This is a genomic window from Macrococcus epidermidis (assembly GCF_024205965.1).
Taxonomy (GTDB): Bacteria; Bacillota; Bacilli; order Staphylococcales; family Staphylococcaceae; genus Macrococcoides; species Macrococcoides epidermidis.
Genome location: NZ_CP073819.1, coordinates 338115 through 353985, shown reverse-complemented (window position 1 = coordinate 353985; position 15871 = coordinate 338115). Strand labels below are relative to the sequence as shown.

General features: G+C 34.0%; 23 protein-coding genes. All 23 read right to left on the bottom strand.

The annotated features are described in order from the left end of the window. Nucleotides 1-489: 489 nt before the first annotated feature. A complete protein-coding gene (locus KFV12_RS01925; RefSeq protein ID WP_254257145.1) occupies nucleotides 490-822 on the bottom strand; it encodes a DUF488 domain-containing protein in 333 nt (110 codons plus the stop codon). A 368-nt stretch (nucleotides 823-1190) separates the two neighbouring features. Further along, entirely contained in the window at nucleotides 1191-2267 is a 1077-nt protein-coding gene (locus KFV12_RS01920; RefSeq protein ID WP_254257144.1) for a sensor histidine kinase, read from the bottom strand. Next, on the bottom strand, nucleotides 2251-2973 hold the full coding sequence (locus KFV12_RS01915; protein WP_254257143.1) for a response regulator transcription factor: 723 nt from the start codon (nucleotides 2971-2973) through the stop codon (nucleotides 2251-2253). The genes KFV12_RS01920 and KFV12_RS01915 overlap by 17 nt, the downstream gene beginning before the upstream one ends. A 9-nt stretch (nucleotides 2974-2982) precedes the next feature. Further along, nucleotides 2983-3912, bottom strand: coding sequence for an ABC transporter permease (locus KFV12_RS01910; protein ID WP_254257142.1), 930 nt, complete (start codon nucleotides 3910-3912; stop codon nucleotides 2983-2985). Next, nucleotides 3896-4621, bottom strand: coding sequence for an ABC transporter ATP-binding protein (locus KFV12_RS01905; RefSeq protein WP_254257141.1), 726 nt, complete (start codon nucleotides 4619-4621; stop codon nucleotides 3896-3898). The genes KFV12_RS01910 and KFV12_RS01905 overlap by 17 nt, the downstream gene beginning before the upstream one ends. A 580-nt stretch (nucleotides 4622-5201) precedes the next feature. After that, entirely contained in the window at nucleotides 5202-5594 is a 393-nt protein-coding gene (gene rpsI, locus KFV12_RS01900; RefSeq protein ID WP_096077475.1) for a 30S ribosomal protein S9, read from the bottom strand. 19 nt (nucleotides 5595-5613) lie between these two features. After that, entirely contained in the window at nucleotides 5614-6051 is a 438-nt protein-coding gene (gene rplM / locus KFV12_RS01895) for a 50S ribosomal protein L13 (protein WP_096077476.1), read from the bottom strand. 197 nt (nucleotides 6052-6248) lie between these two features. Continuing rightward, a complete protein-coding gene (gene truA / locus KFV12_RS01890) occupies nucleotides 6249-7067 on the bottom strand; it encodes a tRNA pseudouridine(38-40) synthase TruA (RefSeq protein ID WP_254257140.1) in 819 nt (272 codons plus the stop codon). Beyond that, nucleotides 7068-7871, bottom strand: a complete 804-nt coding sequence (locus KFV12_RS01885; RefSeq protein ID WP_111716794.1) for an energy-coupling factor transporter transmembrane component T family protein — start codon at nucleotides 7869-7871, stop codon at nucleotides 7068-7070. It lies immediately after the preceding gene. Next, nucleotides 7864-8718 carry an energy-coupling factor transporter ATPase gene (locus KFV12_RS01880; RefSeq protein WP_254257139.1) on the bottom strand — a complete coding sequence of 285 codons (855 nt, stop codon included), beginning with the start codon at nucleotides 8716-8718 and terminating at the stop codon, nucleotides 7864-7866. The genes KFV12_RS01885 and KFV12_RS01880 overlap by 8 nt, the downstream gene beginning before the upstream one ends. Continuing rightward, a complete protein-coding gene (locus KFV12_RS01875) occupies nucleotides 8715-9515 on the bottom strand; it encodes an energy-coupling factor transporter ATPase (RefSeq protein WP_254257138.1) in 801 nt (266 codons plus the stop codon). The genes KFV12_RS01880 and KFV12_RS01875 overlap by 4 nt, the downstream gene beginning before the upstream one ends. Nucleotides 9516-9811: 296 nt before the next feature. Beyond that, on the bottom strand, nucleotides 9812-10180 hold the full coding sequence (gene rplQ, locus KFV12_RS01870) for a 50S ribosomal protein L17 (RefSeq protein ID WP_096077481.1): 369 nt from the start codon (nucleotides 10178-10180) through the stop codon (nucleotides 9812-9814). Nucleotides 10181-10199: 19 nt separating this feature from the next. Next, nucleotides 10200-11144, bottom strand: a complete 945-nt coding sequence (locus KFV12_RS01865; RefSeq protein ID WP_099578971.1) for a DNA-directed RNA polymerase subunit alpha — start codon at nucleotides 11142-11144, stop codon at nucleotides 10200-10202. Between the two features lie 83 nt (nucleotides 11145-11227). Next, the gene (rpsK, locus tag KFV12_RS01860) at nucleotides 11228-11617 is read right to left on the bottom strand and encodes a 30S ribosomal protein S11 (protein WP_096077483.1); all 390 of its coding nucleotides are present in this window, start codon (nucleotides 11615-11617) and stop codon (nucleotides 11228-11230) included. A 20-nt stretch (nucleotides 11618-11637) separates the two neighbouring features. Then, entirely contained in the window at nucleotides 11638-12003 is a 366-nt protein-coding gene (gene rpsM, locus KFV12_RS01855) for a 30S ribosomal protein S13 (RefSeq protein ID WP_096077484.1), read from the bottom strand. 22 nt (nucleotides 12004-12025) lie between these two features. After that, nucleotides 12026-12139, bottom strand: a complete 114-nt coding sequence (gene rpmJ, locus KFV12_RS01850; RefSeq protein ID WP_003156543.1) for a 50S ribosomal protein L36 — start codon at nucleotides 12137-12139, stop codon at nucleotides 12026-12028. A gap of 35 nt (nucleotides 12140-12174) precedes the next feature. Further along, on the bottom strand, nucleotides 12175-12393 hold the full coding sequence (gene infA / locus KFV12_RS01845; RefSeq protein WP_001118443.1) for a translation initiation factor IF-1: 219 nt from the start codon (nucleotides 12391-12393) through the stop codon (nucleotides 12175-12177). 20 nt (nucleotides 12394-12413) lie between these two features. Continuing rightward, nucleotides 12414-12695: a KOW domain-containing RNA-binding protein gene (locus KFV12_RS01840; RefSeq protein WP_099578973.1), complete on the bottom strand. Its 282-nt coding sequence runs from the start codon at nucleotides 12693-12695 to the stop codon at nucleotides 12414-12416. 51 nt (nucleotides 12696-12746) lie between these two features. After that, nucleotides 12747-13394, bottom strand: coding sequence for an adenylate kinase (locus KFV12_RS01835; RefSeq protein ID WP_096077486.1), 648 nt, complete (start codon nucleotides 13392-13394; stop codon nucleotides 12747-12749). A gap of 17 nt (nucleotides 13395-13411) precedes the next feature. Next, nucleotides 13412-14701 (bottom strand): preprotein translocase subunit SecY, encoded by a 1290-nt coding sequence (gene secY, locus KFV12_RS01830; RefSeq protein ID WP_111716800.1) that lies wholly within the window; start codon nucleotides 14699-14701, stop codon nucleotides 13412-13414. Beyond that, a complete protein-coding gene (gene rplO, locus KFV12_RS01825) occupies nucleotides 14701-15141 on the bottom strand; it encodes a 50S ribosomal protein L15 (RefSeq protein WP_096077488.1) in 441 nt (146 codons plus the stop codon). The genes secY and rplO overlap by 1 nt, the downstream gene beginning before the upstream one ends. A 27-nt stretch (nucleotides 15142-15168) precedes the next feature. After that, nucleotides 15169-15348, bottom strand: coding sequence for a 50S ribosomal protein L30 (rpmD, locus tag KFV12_RS01820; protein ID WP_099578977.1), 180 nt, complete (start codon nucleotides 15346-15348; stop codon nucleotides 15169-15171). 14 nt (nucleotides 15349-15362) lie between these two features. Further along, nucleotides 15363-15860, bottom strand: coding sequence for a 30S ribosomal protein S5 (gene rpsE, locus KFV12_RS01815; protein WP_099578979.1), 498 nt, complete (start codon nucleotides 15858-15860; stop codon nucleotides 15363-15365). Nucleotides 15861-15871 lie beyond the last annotated feature (11 nt).

Genomic DNA, 15871 nt, shown 5'->3' with positions numbered 1-15871 from the left:
CAATCCATATTTTCAAGAGGTGATACGATGAAAAAAATAAGTACCTCCACTGGTTTTATACTTGCTGGTCTTTACAATTTGTTTGGGATTTTAATCTTCTCTAAATTATTTATGAATCCATTATCCTGTAGTTTTTTCGTGGGTCGGACAAGTTTCAATCATCCTATGGGGATTTGCGTATATCGCAATCTCTAAAAAATATAAACATGTACCATATCTTGTCCTGCTTTTCGCAATCGAAAAAGCACTGTATGTATACGTATGGGCAGACTGGTTGATTGGCGAGAGTAATAAGCTGCATGAAATACCTGATACCCTCACAAAAATATTTTTCTCTATATACGGTATCGGAGACATGATTTCCGGTATATTCTTTGCGGCAGTGGCATATCGATTGTTATGGAAAAAATAATTAATAGTTTATAACAAACAAAGAAATCATACATTACATCAGTAAAGTATGATTTCTATTTACGCATCTATTTCCTGCTATTTCTGACTCAAATACTCTTTCAACACAACAGCATGATTATGTTTTTCATCTTTTGCACCATAAAGTAACACAACCGTACCTTTCATATCCTTTAATTCCTTAACCTTATCATTATCTTTAAGTTCTTCTTTATACTTTTTCTTAAAATCATTGAACTTGTCTGGATCATGATCAAACCACTTTCTAAGATCCGTACTCGGTGCAATATCTTTCAACCATTCATCTAACTTAGCATCTTCTTTACTTATCCCTCTCGGCCAAACACGATCAACTAACACACGTTTTCCTTTAGGTATATCTTCATCATAAATACGTGCAAGTTTGTACATATTAATCACCTCAAGTATAGATTTATTCCGCTTAGTCCATCGTAACACTAAATCTATATTGAAATAAAAGAAAACACCCTCCAGCGAATGCTGAAGAGTGTTGAATGTTCTTATGGAACACAAATCTGTAAGCGAACAAGTTCGCAACAGCTTTGGCAATATTAACGTTTTGAGAACTGTGGTGAGTGACTGACGCTTTAAGACCTGGTTTCTTACGTTCAAAAAACTTTAGGTTTTCGTATAGTTGTATATACTGTCGTAAGCCTTGATATTAAAAGATTTCTAATTTTTTCGATTGCATAGAATTGCATCAAATATCACTTTGGGGTAACTAAATAAACTATTGGCTAGTTGTTACTATATTATTTCTATCCCTTAGGTTTGGAATACTTATTCTCGTAAGGTATGCTTACTTTAAACTTTGTTCCATATCCTAATTTTGATTCTACTTCTACAGTACCTTCATGCATAGTTACAATACTTTTAACGATAGATAAGCCTAATCCTGTCCCTCCAGATGGGATAGATGTATCAGTACCTCTATAATATTGTTCAAATATACGATTCACTGCTTGTTGATTCATCCCATTCCCATTATCTATTATGCTTAATTCGATATAATTTGCATGTATAGAGGCATCAATAATAATTTTTGTCCCTTTTGGATTATGAGTCACTGCATTAATTATTAAATTTGTTATTGCACGTTGAAATAGTTTCTTATCTATACAACATATTATTTCATTCTCTAAAGAATTAAATTCATAGATATATTCTGGGTTCAATATTGCAATTTCTTTAATAATTACTTTTAAAAAATCTATTAAATTTATTTCTTCTTTTTTTACTATCATTAACTTATTTTGCTCTATTTGAAATATTATAGTTAAATCCCCAATCAAATCTTCAATATGTTCAGACTTAAGTTTAATCTGTTGTAGGAATTCTTTTTTTTCACCTTGATTCCAATTATATTTTTCTTCTAAAAGCATAGTTGAGTATCCTGTAATATAAGTTAGAGGAGTCTTAATATCATGAGCGATGCCAGATGCCCAGTTATACCTCTCTTCTTCAAATTTTATTTTATTCAGTTCATTCTGTTGCAAAGTTGTCGCCAAATTCTCTAGATCTTCATAAACTTCTTTATATAAATATTTTGAAAAGAATAAATTACTTTTCTTATTGCTTGCAATATAATTACCTTCAGATAATTTATTTAAATTGTTTATGATATTAATGATAGGAACTGCAATATAATATCCATAAAATATACAATAAAGAACATACATGAAGAATGCTGCTACTGCTAAATTCTGATTATTTGGCACCTCACCATTAAAAATTAAAAAAGGTATAGCTGGAATAAATAAAGCAGTTAGTAACAAAATTTGTTGTGTAATAAAATGAACAATAAACTTGAAAGCTACTTTATTTCTCTTCAGCATAATCATCTTCCTTTGGTGGAACAAATTTATATCCAATGCCTCTCAAATTGACAATTGGTGAAGATTTATTTGTATTTAATCCAATTTTTTTTCTTAATCTATTTATATGCACAGAAACTGTTTTTTCAACACCAAAATTATCCATCCCCCATACTTTGTAATAAATTTCAGATGTTGTAAATATTTGATTAGGATTTTTAATAAAGAATAATAGTAACTCATATTCTTTTGCTGGTAAACTAATACTTTTCTTATTTACAAATACTTCTCCAGCTTCTTCATCGATTATAAGATATCCATAATTATAATGCTTCAAATTATAATGTTGGTTATAACTTTCTTCTCTACGAAATTTTGCTTTAACACGTGCAACTATTTCTAATGGATTAAATGGTTTAGTTATATAGTCATCACCGCCGACAGTTAAACCCGTTATTTTATCTAAATCACTTGATTTTGCAGTAAGGAAAATGATAGGAACGAATGATTGCATTCTTATCTTTTTACAAAGTTCAAAACCATCCATATCTGGTAACATAATATCTAGTAATATTAAATCTACTTTGTTATTTTGAATATATTCTAAAGTAGTTTTTCCGTCATGTTTACAAATAATTTTATTAAAACCCTCTTTTTGAAATACTTTTTCTAGCATGAAAGTAAGACCTATCTCATCATCTACTATCAATATTTTATAATCTTTCAATCCTTACACCTACCTAGTAACATCCTTTTTCTCAAAGTATATAATACTAATGATAATAAATACAATTACATATATGAATAGTGTCAATATAGCAAAAACTATATTAATATCATCATTTAGATTTAAATGATATATAAATGAACTCATATCAATGTTTGGAACAGGAGTATACTTTAAAATGTCAATTTTTTCAGAAAGAGCTACTAAGCTATTTGAGGTAATCATGATCAATAGTGATAATCCGACTGCCAACATACTACTTCTTAATAATGTTGAAATCATTAAACCTAATGAAACATAAAATATAATTGATACCAAACTTGATCCATAAAATTGCAATGTTAATTTTAACAAATTACCGTTATAAATTTCATTATTTTGATTAATAAATAAATTAGTTGATTCAAAATTAAATTGATTAGCAATCATAGAAGTTATTAATGTAACTACACCAATTATTATTAACAAAATAGTCGAGATTATAATTAAACTTATAAATTTACTTATAATAAATTGCCAACGATGGTATGGACGAATTAATAAAAATTTAATTGTTTTATTCGAGAACTCGCTCGAAACAATATCTGAAGATAAGATTATCATCCCGATAATAACAAATTCAATTAGACCTGACGTTTTTAACATATCCTCAAATACATTTTCTTTGACGGGTGGGATGTTATTTTTTATTCGATATTCATTTATTTTCTTTTTATTTTCTATATCTTTTTTAAGTATAGGATGAATATTATCAATAGTTAATTGCGTTTCATAATTCTTATTTTCTTGATTCAACTCAGATTTCCAATTGTCCGAATAATTTGGTTGATATTGTGAAATGATACTTGCAATTGCAAAAACAATTAGAAAAATCAAGATAACCCATAACAATTTACGTGACTTCATTTTATATAGTTCATTTTTAATTAAAACTTTCATGATATCCTCCTACAATTTCTCTATATTTTTTCTCTAAGTCAAACTGATCATTTAAAATCTCTTCTCTTCCAATTATTTTTCCATTATCTAAAATAACAACTCTATCTGCTACCAAACTCATTTCAGTCAATAAATGACTTGATATTAAAATTGCAGTATTTTCTTTTTTGGCTAAATAATTCATCAATAATCTAAATTCACTTATACCATCTGGATCTAATCCGTTGAGAGGTTCATCAAGTATTAATAATTTTGGTTGATGTAGTATCGCTTGTCCTATACCTAAACGTTGTTTCATTCCTAAAGAATAATGTGCTACCTTTTGATGTATTTTATTATCTAATCTAACCAACTTTATGACATCTTGTATTCTTTCCTCAGTCACATTATCATATTGATTTGCACAAAGTTTTAAATTTTCATATCCTGACAAATAATTATAAAAATCTGGATTTTCGATTATTGCACCAATATTTTTAACTGCTTCTTTAAAATTGGTATTAATACTGCTATTACAAATTTGGATTTCACCAGATGTTATTTTCGACAATCCTACTATCATTCTCATTGTCGTTGTCTTACCTGCACCATTAGCACCTAAAAATCCAACAATTTCTCCTTCTTTTATATCAAAAGAAATATTTTGAATTAAGTGTGCACCTTTAACTATTTTATTTACTTCATCTAATTTTAATACTGATTTATTCATTTTATTCCCTCCTTAAATTAATCTTAAAGTTTAAAAGTAAACAGAAGGTAAATTAATAGAAAATACTTACTAAACAATGAAATGCTTTATCTTTTCACGAGGTTATAAGCACTTTAATAAGTATTAATGAATTTATACAATTTTGAATTTCAATGATTTTCAATAAATTGATTCAAAGGATATCAATTTATTATTTTTGAAACAAATAAGCACCCCCCAACATGAGTTGGAAAGTGCTGTAAACGTATATTTTTTTGAAAAAAATTGCTGAAACAATTTGAGAACTGTAGTGAGTGACTGACGCTTTAAGACCTGGTTTTTACGTTCAAAAAACTTTAGGATTTCGTACAATTGTATATACTGTTGTAAACTTTGATATTAAAGGATTTCTAATTTTTCCGATTGCATAGAATTGCCTCAAATATCACTTAGGGGTAACTGAATCTATCAATATAAACACAAAAAAGCACTCTTTGGAATAATCCAAAGAGTGCTTTAAACGTATTTTCAGTTGAACACAAATTGCTGACGCAATTTGCGAACTCCATCTGTAAGCGAATAAATTCGCAACAGCTGCAGCTTAACGTTTTGAGAACTGTGGTGAACGACGAGCGCCTTTAAGACCTGGCTTCTTACGTTCTTTCATACGTGGGTCACGTGTTAACATGCCTGCGCGTTTTAATGATCCACGGTACTCAGGATCTGCTTCTAATAATGCACGAGAAATACCATGACGGATTGCTTGTGCTTGTCCAGTTAAACCGCCACCTTTAACGTTTACTAAAACGTCATAGTTACCTTTAGTTTCAGTAATATCGAATGGTTGGTTTAAGTCTAAGATTAATGATTCGAATGGTAAGTAGTCACGTACGTCACGGTTGTTGATTGTGATGTTTCCTTCTCCAGGAATTAAACGAACACGTGCTACTGAATGTTTACGACGGCCTGTGCCTTTATATTCAACTTGTGCCAATGTATTGTCCTCCTCTTAATTAACCACGTAACTCGTAGTTTTCAGGTTGTTGTGCTGCATGTGGATGCTCTGCTCCAGCATAAACATGTAATTTTTTGAACATTTTGTCGCCTAAAGAACCTTTTGGTAACATACCTTTAATTGATGTTTCCATTAAACGAACTGGGTTTTTCTCACGTAATTCACCAGCTGAGATAGATTTAATTCCACCTGGGTGTAATGAGTGACGGTAGTAAATTTTGTCTTCTGCTTTGTTACCTGATAAATAGATTTTTTCAGCGTTAATTAAGATAACGTGATCTCCACAATCTACGTGTGGTGTGAATGTTGGTTTATGTTTACCGCGTAAGATTGATGCAACTTCTGATGAAAGGCGACCCATAGTCTTACCTTCAGCATCAATTACGTACCATTTGCGGTCAATGTTTGCTTCGTTTGCCATGAATGTTTGACGCATTATATTTTCCTCCTAAAATAAAAAAAATTCCCTCTGAATCCTGCTTATATATCTGTAACACAATAAGTTTCCGGGGCTTATTGTCGTGGTTGATATTAAACAATACCGTTGTCTATCTTATAACATTTCAAGGGTGTTTGTCAATCTTATTCCCAAATTCTTTTTATTTATTTTTATTCATATTCGTTATAACGGATTTAAGATTGTGGTGTTAATTGTCTGCGGGTTGGTTTAAGTGTGATGGTTGTCCCTTTCGGTATATCTTGTGTGAGTTCTTCAGGTGACAGATAGATCTTTTCTAAATATAATCCTTCAGCTGGCGCTGTCTTTCCTGCTTTCGTTCTATCACTGGCTGCAATGATTGCGGGTATTTCTGACCCTTGTCTTTTCCCTCGTCCTACGTCCATTAAGAAATGCACCATAATACGGACCATGTTATAAAGAAAGCCGCTTCCAATGACGAAGAATTCATAACCTGTATCAGTTTCTATCACTTCAAATTTATACATTGTACGTTCTTTATTCTCAATTTCTGTCTTCGCCGAACAAAACGATGTAAAGTCGTGTGTGCCAATGAAGTATTGTGCCGCTTCATTCATCTTTCGAGTATCTAATGTTTCAGTAATATGCGTTTCAATGCCTCTTTTCAGCACATCTCTATGAGGCGCTTTATAAACTTTATAGCGATATGCTTTACCTACACAGTCATAACGGGAATGAAAATCTGCATTAATCTTTGTCACTTGATTGATATATATATCGTCTGGTAATGCAGAATTAAAGGCATGTTGCCATTTATTTGTCGGTAGTGACAATGGTGTATCGAAATGGACGTACTGCATCAATGCATGTACACCTTTATCTGTTCGAGAGGACGGATGAATTCTGATAAAATCTTTATGCATGCGTTTTAATATACGTTCTAATTCATATTGCACGGTGCGACCTTCATTCTGAATTTGAAATCCCTGAAAGTCCGCACCGTTATATGAGAGTTGTAACAATATGCGTTCCATTTATGTGATGCTCCTTAATATAAATATGATGACACCGATTGGAATAAGTGTAAGTATCGTAAGTGTATCTTTCGTTTGCCATTTAAGTTGTCGATATTTTGTGCGTCCAGTGTCTCCTTTATATCCTCTTACTTCCATGGCAATCGCTAAATCATCTGCGCGTTTAAATGCTGATACAAATAACGGAATAAGCAATGGTCCAATTGCTTTGAAGCGTTGCAATGCGTTCCCACTCGCTAAATCACTACCTCGAGACATTTGTGCTTTCATTACTTTCTGCGTTTCATCCATCAATGTTGGAATAAAACGAAGAGCGATAGACATCATTAGCGCAAGTTCATGTACTGGTAACTTTATTTTCTTGAATGGATTTAATATTGATTCAATTGCATCAGTCAAAGCGATTGGACTTGTCGTGAGTGTCATTACTGTCGATAAGAAGATAATAATAATAAAGCGAAATGAAATCATTATCCCCATCAATACACCATCCATTTGAATATTAAATATTCCCCAGTCGAATAATGTTCTTCCGCCCTTCGTCAAAAAGACATGCATTAAAAATGTAAAAATGATTAAAAACAGGATAGGCTTAATACCATTAAAAACAAACATAAATTTAAGATTAGATAATTTAATAATGAGGAATACCAATACAAAACCAAACAGATAACCATACCAGTTATCCATAAAGAAAACGAGTATCGTCATAATAAATACAAAGATCAACTTCGCTCTCGGATCTAACGAATGTACGAAAGAGTCAATTGGGACAAATCTACCAAGAATCATTTTATCAAGCATGGCTTTTCCTCCATTCTTGATACATTGCATTAAAATCTTCTATCGAAAGCGCAGTGTATGGCAATTTAGTATTATATTTTGTTTCAAACTTTCTTTGTAACTGTGTAATCTCAGGTGGATGGATGTCAAAGTGTGTTAAATCTTTACTGAATATTTCTTGAGGTGTACCTTGATCTACTAACTCTCCTTGATGCATCACATATAAATAATCAGCACGGGCTGCCTGGTCCATTTGATGTGTAACTAATATAACAGTGATCCCTAAATCTTGCTGCAGCTGATGAAACAAAGTCATAATTTCCTGTTGTCCTCTCGGATCAAGTCCTGCTGTTGGTTCATCAACGATTAGTACATCAGGTTTCATCGCAAGTACTCCCATTATTGCAACACGTCGCATTTGCCCTCCAGAGAGCTCAAACGGGCTTTTATGAAGGACAGACTCATCCATACCAAATAATTTAAATAGTTCACGTGCGCGTGCCTCAGCAACTTTTTCCGCTATACCATAGTTCAAAGGACCAAACATGATATCTTTAAGCACAGTTTCTTCAAATAATTGCTGCTCTGCAAACTGAAAGACCATCCCGACTTTTTTTCGTATAGGTTTGAGATATTTATTCTTCGTTTTGTGAGTTATCACTTGTCCATCAATATCGATGTTACCTTCTGTCGGTTTAATCAGTGTATTTAAATGCTGAATCACAGTAGATTTACCTGATCCAGTATGTCCGATAATCGCATAAAATTTATTCTCAACAAACGTCATATTAATGTCTGTTAAAGCACGAACTTCAAAAGGAGTGTCTTTAGAATAATGAAAACCAACGTCGTTTAATTGTATCTTCATAGTTTCTTGAGCAACTCCTCTGTTGTTATAAATTCATCCTGATTAAATAATAGTCGATTTACTTTCATTTCAAATGGCAAATCAAGTCCTATAGAGATTAATTCATCAGCACTTTTATATATCGTTTCCGGTGTGCCGGACAGCACAACACTGCCTTTGTTCATTACAAAGATGCGATCACTGTCCAGCGTTTCTTCCAGATGATGCGTAATATGTATAATTGTAAGCCGATGTGTTTGTTGTACACGCTTTATTATTCTTAATATTTCAGTACGCCCTTCAGGATCCAGCATTGATGTCGCTTCGTCTAAAATGATGATTTCAGGTTGTAGCGCCAATACGCTTGCTATCGCTACACGCTGCTTCTGACCACCAGATAAATGATGTGGTTCATGTCTTCTCATATGTGACATTTCAACGGCCTCTAAAGCCTGATTTACACGTACATGCATTTCATCATGAGGGACACCATAATTTTCTAATCCGAAGGCAATGTCATCTTCAACTGTTGCACCAACAAATTGGTTATCCGGATTTTGAAATACTATGCCTAACTGTTCATGTACAGATTGGATTGTATCTTCTCTGAGTTTGATTTTATTAATTGTAATGTCACCTTTTTGGATAGGTTCAATACCACCGATCAGTTTAAGTAAAGTCGACTTACCTGAACCGTTATGACCAACAATGGAAATCCATTCGCCTTTATTAATCGTTAAAGAAAGATCGTCAATTGCGGGAATACTCTGACCATCATAAGTATATGATAAATTGTTTATTGTAATGATCGGTTCCATACATTCACCTTTCTTTTTTTAATTTAAATCAATACATTTCATGTTCTGTTAATTATTTATACCATAAATCATTAACACAAAACAAAATGTCTGTATATAAATAAAAAACCCGGAATTCCGGATTTAATAATGAAAAAAGCGCGCACTCCGCCTAGAGGTCACGCAAAACGTTATTCTATTATGGCGAAGTACTCTGAGCTAGACAATATCTGTGTGTGGCAAACATTATCGTTGCACTCATTTGCTTATGTGTGTATGTGTAAGATAAGTGATCCCTAAATCCATGATGATTATTATTATACTAATTCGATGATAACCATTTCTGAACCGTCTCCACGACGTGGTCCAACTTTCATAATTCTAGTATATCCACCTTGACGCTCTGTGTAACGAGGAGCAATGTCAGAGAATAATTTTTGAATTGCGAATTGTGTAGTTTCATCTTCGTTTAAAATTTCAACACGACGTAAAACTTCAGCTGCTTGACGGCGAGCATGTAAGTCTCCACGTTTACCTAAAGTAATTAATTTTTCTACGATTTTACGTAATTCTTTCGCGCGTGCTTCAGTCGTTTCGATTCGCTCGTTAACGATTAAAGAAGTTGCTAAATCGCGTAACATAGCTTTACGTTGATCTGATGTACGACCTAATTTTCTGTAACCCATGAATCGTAACCTCCTTTAACTAGTCTTCTTTTCTTAATCCAAGACCTAAGTCTTCTAATTTAAATTTAACTTCTTCTAAAGACTTGCGTCCTAAGTTACGAACTTTCATCATATCAGCTTCTGATTTGTCGGCTAATTCCTGAACAGAATTAATACCTGCACGTTTCAGACAGTTATAAGAACGAACTGATAAATCAAGTTCTTCAATCGACATTTCAAGTACTTTTTCTTTGTGATCTTCTTCTTTTTCAATCATGATTTCAGCATTTTGTGCTTCATCAGTTAAGTCAACGAAGATGTTTAAATGTTCTGTCATAATCTTAGCACCTAAAGAAATAGCTTCTTGTGGTGTTAATGATCCATCAGTCCATACATCTAAAGTTAATTTGTCAAAGTTAGTACTTTGACCAACACGTGTATTCTCTACTGTGTAGTTTACACGCTCAACTGGTGTGTAGATTGAATCAACTGGAATTACTCCAATTGGTAAATCACTTGTGTTATTATCTTCAGCTAAAGTGTAACCACGTCCTGCATTTGCTACCAAACGCATTTTTAAGTGTCCACCTTTAGATACTGTTGCGATTTTTAAATCAGGATTTAAAATTTCAACATCACTGTCATGCATAATATCTTTCGCAGTAACAACGCCTTCATCTTTTACATCAATTTCAAGCGTTTTATCTTCATCAGAGTAGATTTTAAGCGCAAGCTTTTTGATGTTCATGATCATTGTTGTAACATCTTCCACTACATTCTCAACAGCTGAGAATTCATGTAAGACACCTTCGATTTCAATATTCTTAACAGCCGCACCTGGTAATGAAGATAATAGGATACGACGTAAGGAGTTTCCTAATGTTGTACCATAACCACGTTCTAACGGTTCAACTACGAATTTACCGAATTTAGAATCTTCACTAATTTCAACTGTCTCAATTCTAGGTTTTTCGATTTCAATCATGTAATAATCCTCCTTCAACAACGTCGAATAATTTTATTTTAGTTCCATATACTATTATAAGTGTCTTTGATACTAATTGAAAATTATACGCGACGACGTTTCGGTGGACGACAACCGTTATGTGGTACTGGTGTAACGTCTTTAATCGCTGTAATTTCTAAACCAGCTGATTGTAACGCACGAATTGCTGCTTCACGACCTTGACCAGGTCCTTTAACAGTAACTTCTACAGTTTTTAAACCATGTTCCATAGCTGCTTTAGATGCAGTTTCTGATGCCATTTGAGCTGCGAATGGTGTAGATTTACGAGAACCTCTGAAACCTAACGCACCAGCAGATGACCATGATAAAGCATTACCGAATTCATCAGTAATTGTTACGATTGTATTGTTGAATGTTGAACGGATGTGTGCAACACCAGACTCAATATTCTTTTTAACTCTACGCTTACGTGATACTTGTTTACGTGCCATTTAGCTCACTCCTTTACTTATTATTTCTTCTTGTTAGCAACGGTCTTAACTGGACCTTTACGAGTACGTGCATTGTTTTTAGTATTTTGTCCACGTGTTGGTAAACCACGACGGTGACGAATACCTCTGTATGAAGCAATTTCCATTAAACGTTTGATGTTTAAGTTGATCTCACGACGTAAGTCACCTTCAACTTTGTATCCATCTACTTGTTCACGGATTCTGTTTAATTCATCTTCTGTTAAGTCGCGCACACGAGTACTCTCGTTAACATTAGCAGCTGCTAAGATTTTTTGAGCTGTTGTTTTACCAATACCATAAACGTAAGTTAATGCGATCACTACGCGTTTCTCACGTGGTACGTCTACACCTGCGATACGTGCCATTTATATTGCACCTCCTGTTTTCTTATCCTTGTTTTTGTTTGTGTTTTGGATTTTCACAAATTACCATTACTTTACCTTTTCTGCGAATAACTTTACATTTTTCACAAATGGGTTTTACTGATGGTCTAACTTTCATGTTTCTTACCTCCTAATTTAATATTGGAGTTCTTATTATTTATAACGATACGTAATGCGTCCACGAGTTAAATCGTAAGGACTCATTTCAACAGTTACTTTGTCGCCAGGTAGAATACGGATGTAGTTCATACGAATTTTACCGCTAACATGCGCTAAGATCTCATGACCATTTTCTAATTCTACTTTAAACATTGCATTTGGTAAAGTATCTAATACAGTACCTTCTAATTCAATTACATCTTGTTTAGCCATTTTCAAATTCCCCCTTTTTATCAAGATTCCGAAATTCGAGCGGTATATTTTTGCAAAACGTAACGTAATTTAGCGTCTGTTACAAAACCTGCTTCAGAAATACTCGATTTAATTTCAGGTGAGTGTTCATCACTTAGTATTAAATGCGACAGGTTCTTTTTCTTTGGATATTCATAAGTCCGTTTATCTCCGTCTGCAACAAGTACAAATCGATGATCGATAATAGCAATAATGACTCCAGGTAACCCTTTATCTTTGCCACGATTACTCGTGACAATTTGACCAATACTTACTTGATTCAACTGATCACATCCACTTAAGCAACTCACCAGGAGGTGAATCTCGGTAAACGATTAAAGCTGATTTAATACCTTCTCAACTTCAGTAGTAACATCCTTAATGTCTTTCGAACCATCAACATTGAAAAGCACACCTTGATTTGTATAGAAATCAAGTAATGGTTTCGTTTGTTTAATGTTTACGTCTAAACGTGTACGAACTGTTTCAGGATTATCATCTGCACGTTGATATAACTTTCCACCATCAATATCACAAATACCTTCTACTTTAGGTGGATTGAACACTAAATGATAAGTTGTCCCACAAGTTTCGCAAATACGACGTCCCGTTAAACGGTTCATCAATTCTTCTTCCTGAACATCAATGTTAATTACACCTTCAATCTTACGATCCACAGCAGCTAACATTTCGTTCAGTGCTTCAGCCTGCTCAACTGTTCTTGGGAAACCATCAAGTAGGAAACCGCGTTTAGCATCTTCTTCTAACAATCTTTCACGAACGATACCAATCGTAACTTCATCTGGAACAAGTTCGCCGTTATCCATAAATGACTTTGCTTTTTGACCAAGCTCAGTATTATTTTTGATAGCTGCACGGAACATGTCTCCAGTAGAAATATGAGGAATTGGGTATTTCTTAATAATTTCACTCGCTTGAGTCCCTTTACCTGCGCCAGGTAAGCCCATTAAAATGATATTCATAAAATGCCCTCCAGACATTAACGTCTTTTAAAACCTTTATATTCACGTTGACCAAGTTGAGCCTTTAACTGAGCAATTGTCTCTAATGCCACCCCAATTACGATTAATAAACTTGTTCCACCAATGCGTAATGATTGCGGTAAGTTTAAGAAATCTGAAACGATTAATGGTAACACTGCAATACCTGCTAAGAATAAAGAACCAACAAAAGTTAAACGATAAAGAACTTTTGTAATATAGTTTTGAGTATTTTTACCAGGACGAATTCCCGGCACGTAACTACCCTGTTTTCTTAAATTGTCAGCCATTTGTTCAGGATTAACTTGAACAAATGCATAAAAGTAAGCAAATGCAATAATTAATATTACATATACAATCATACCGATCGGCTGTGCCGGATCAGAATGTGCTGCTAAAGTTTTTGCCCAATCCGCTTTCGGGAAGAGTAATTGTAACGTCTTCGGAAGCATGAAAAACGCCATTGCAAAGATAACCGGAATAACCCCAGCAGCATTAACCTTTAACGGTAAGAATGTTGCTTGTGGTGCTAATCTGTTACCTGTTGTGCGTTTCGCATATTGAATTGGAATTTTACGAACTGCTTGAAGTACGAATACTGCAAAAGCAGTAAGAAGTATCATACCAATAAAAATACCAATCGCTTCTAAAACTGCCATTGTTGTATCGTTCGCACCAACAAATGATTGTTGATAGAACTGAATTAACGCTGGTGGAATAGAAGATAAAATACCACCGAAGATGATAATAGAAATACCATTACCAACACCGTGTTGTGTAATTTGTTCACCTAACCACATTAAAAATGCAGTACCTGCTGTTAACACGATAGCGATAAGAATGAAGTTCCATATACTTGTATTCGTGATCAATTGACCACCTAACATGTTATTGAAACTATAACTCATACCAAACCCTTGAATGAATGCTAATACAATTGTGAAGTAACGCGTAAATTGCGTTAGCTTTTTACGTCCAACTTCACCTTGTTTAGACCATTCTGTAAACTTGGGTACAACATCCATTTGCAGTAATTGAACGACGATTGATGCAGTAATGTAGGGCATAATCCCCATTGCAAGAATGGAGAAGTTTTGCAGTGCTCCCCCACCAAACGTATTCATCAAATCAGTAATACCTTTATTGGTCTGACTTTCAAACGCTGCTGGGTTGACACCTGGAACCGGAATATATGTTCCGATTTTAAAGATAATTAACATTGCGAGTGTAAAGATGATTTTGCTACGTATTTCTTTTACTTTAAAGAAACTAATAAGCGTATCAAACATTAGATCACCTCAGTTGTTCCGCCCTTACCTTCAATTGCTTCTTTCGCTGAAGCTGAAAATTTATGAGCTTTTACTGTTAACTTTGCTGTTAATTCACCATTACCAAGAATTTTAATACCTGATTTTTCGTTAGATACTACACCTGATTCAATAAGTAAAGCTGGTGTTACTTCTGTACCTTCTTCAAAACGGTTTAATTGGTCTAAGTTAACAATCGCATAGTCTTTACGGTTAATGTTTGTAAATCCACGTTTTGGTAAACGACGGAATAAAGGTAATTGTCCACCTTCAAAACCTAAACGTACTCCACCACCAGAACGTGCTTTTTGACCTTTGTGACCACGTCCACTTGTTTTACCATTACCTGAAGCCATACCGCGACCAACACGGTTACGTTCTTTACGAGCGCCTTCAACTGGTTTCATTTCATGTAATTTCATTTCGGCACCTCCTTATTCTTAAAAATTTTATGCTTCTGTTACTGTCACTAAGTGACTTACTTTGTTAATTTGCCCACGAATCGCAGGGTTGTCATCAACTTCAACTGTTTGATGCATTTTGTTAAGCCCTAAAGCTTTAACAGTTTTACGTTGTGTTTCAGGACGACCGATAATACTACGAGTGAGGGTAATCTTAATTTTAGCCATTGTTTATGCCCTCCTTAATTGTATAATTCTTCGACTGATTTACCACGTAATTTAGCCACATCTTCAGCAACTTTAAGTTCTTTTAAACCTTGAACAGTAGCGCGAACCATGTTGATTGGTGTATTTGAACCTAATGATTTACTTAAGATATCAGTAATACCAGCTAATTCTAACACGGCACGGACTGGACCACCAGCGATAACTCCTGTACCAGGTGCTGCAGGTTTGATTAATACGCTTCCTGCTCCGAATCTACCTGTAACTTCGTGAGGTGTTGTACCTTTAACACGAGGAACAGTGATTAAGTTTTTCTTAGCATCTTCGATTGCTTTTTTAATCGCTTCTGGTACTTCTTGTGCTTTACCAGTACCGAAACCAACGCGACCATTTTTATCTCCAACAACTACTAAAGCAGTGAAACGCATACGACGTCCACCCTTAACAACTTTAGATACACGGTTGATGGTAACTACGCGTTCTTCAAATTCTTTAACTTCTTTTTCACGACGCATTAAGAGTTCCT

What these genes read in the sequence shown, in the direction of transcription:
- rpsK (WP_096077483.1), bottom strand. Translation starts at nt 11,617, where the DNA reads ATGGCACGTAAACAAGTATCACGTAAGCGTAGAGTTAAAAAGAATATT.
- truA (WP_254257140.1), bottom strand. Translation starts at nt 7,067, where the DNA reads ATGGAACGCATATTGTTACAACTCTCATATAACGGTGCGGACTTTCAG.
- KFV12_RS01885 (WP_111716794.1), bottom strand. Translation starts at nt 7,871, where the DNA reads ATGCTTGATAAAATGATTCTTGGTAGATTTGTCCCAATTGACTCTTTC.
- KFV12_RS01920 (WP_254257144.1), bottom strand. Translation starts at nt 2,267, where the DNA reads ATGCTGAAGAGAAATAAAGTAGCTTTCAAGTTTATTGTTCATTTTATT.
- KFV12_RS01925 (WP_254257145.1), bottom strand. Translation starts at nt 822, where the DNA reads ATGTACAAACTTGCACGTATTTATGATGAAGATATACCTAAAGGAAAA.
- KFV12_RS01905 (WP_254257141.1), bottom strand. Translation starts at nt 4,621, where the DNA reads ATGAATAAATCAGTATTAAAATTAGATGAAGTAAATAAAATAGTTAAA.
- rpsM (WP_096077484.1), bottom strand. Translation starts at nt 12,003, where the DNA reads ATGGCACGTATCGCAGGTGTAGACGTACCACGTGAGAAACGCGTAGTG.
- rplO (WP_096077488.1), bottom strand. Translation starts at nt 15,141, where the DNA reads ATGAAATTACATGAAATGAAACCAGTTGAAGGCGCTCGTAAAGAACGT.
- KFV12_RS01910 (WP_254257142.1), bottom strand. Translation starts at nt 3,912, where the DNA reads ATGAAAGTTTTAATTAAAAATGAACTATATAAAATGAAGTCACGTAAA.
- rplM (WP_096077476.1), bottom strand. Translation starts at nt 6,051, where the DNA reads ATGCGTCAAACATTCATGGCAAACGAAGCAAACATTGACCGCAAATGG.
- KFV12_RS01875 (WP_254257138.1), bottom strand. Translation starts at nt 9,515, where the DNA reads ATGGAACCGATCATTACAATAAACAATTTATCATATACTTATGATGGT.
- rpsE (WP_099578979.1), bottom strand. Translation starts at nt 15,860, where the DNA reads ATGCGTCGTGAAAAAGAAGTTAAAGAATTTGAAGAACGCGTAGTTACC.
- KFV12_RS01865 (WP_099578971.1), bottom strand. Translation starts at nt 11,144, where the DNA reads ATGATTGAAATCGAAAAACCTAGAATTGAGACAGTTGAAATTAGTGAA.
- KFV12_RS01835 (WP_096077486.1), bottom strand. Translation starts at nt 13,394, where the DNA reads ATGAATATCATTTTAATGGGCTTACCTGGCGCAGGTAAAGGGACTCAA.
- rplQ (WP_096077481.1), bottom strand. Translation starts at nt 10,180, where the DNA reads ATGGGTTACAGAAAATTAGGTCGTACATCAGATCAACGTAAAGCTATG.
- KFV12_RS01880 (WP_254257139.1), bottom strand. Translation starts at nt 8,718, where the DNA reads ATGAAGATACAATTAAACGACGTTGGTTTTCATTATTCTAAAGACACT.
- secY (WP_111716800.1), bottom strand. Translation starts at nt 14,701, where the DNA reads ATGTTTGATACGCTTATTAGTTTCTTTAAAGTAAAAGAAATACGTAGC.
- infA (WP_001118443.1), bottom strand. Translation starts at nt 12,393, where the DNA reads ATGGCTAAACAAGATGTAATTGAATTAGAAGGTACTGTATTAGATACT.
- rpmD (WP_099578977.1), bottom strand. Translation starts at nt 15,348, where the DNA reads ATGGCTAAAATTAAGATTACCCTCACTCGTAGTATTATCGGTCGTCCT.
- rpmJ (WP_003156543.1), bottom strand. Translation starts at nt 12,139, where the DNA reads ATGAAAGTTAGACCATCAGTAAAACCCATTTGTGAAAAATGTAAAGTT.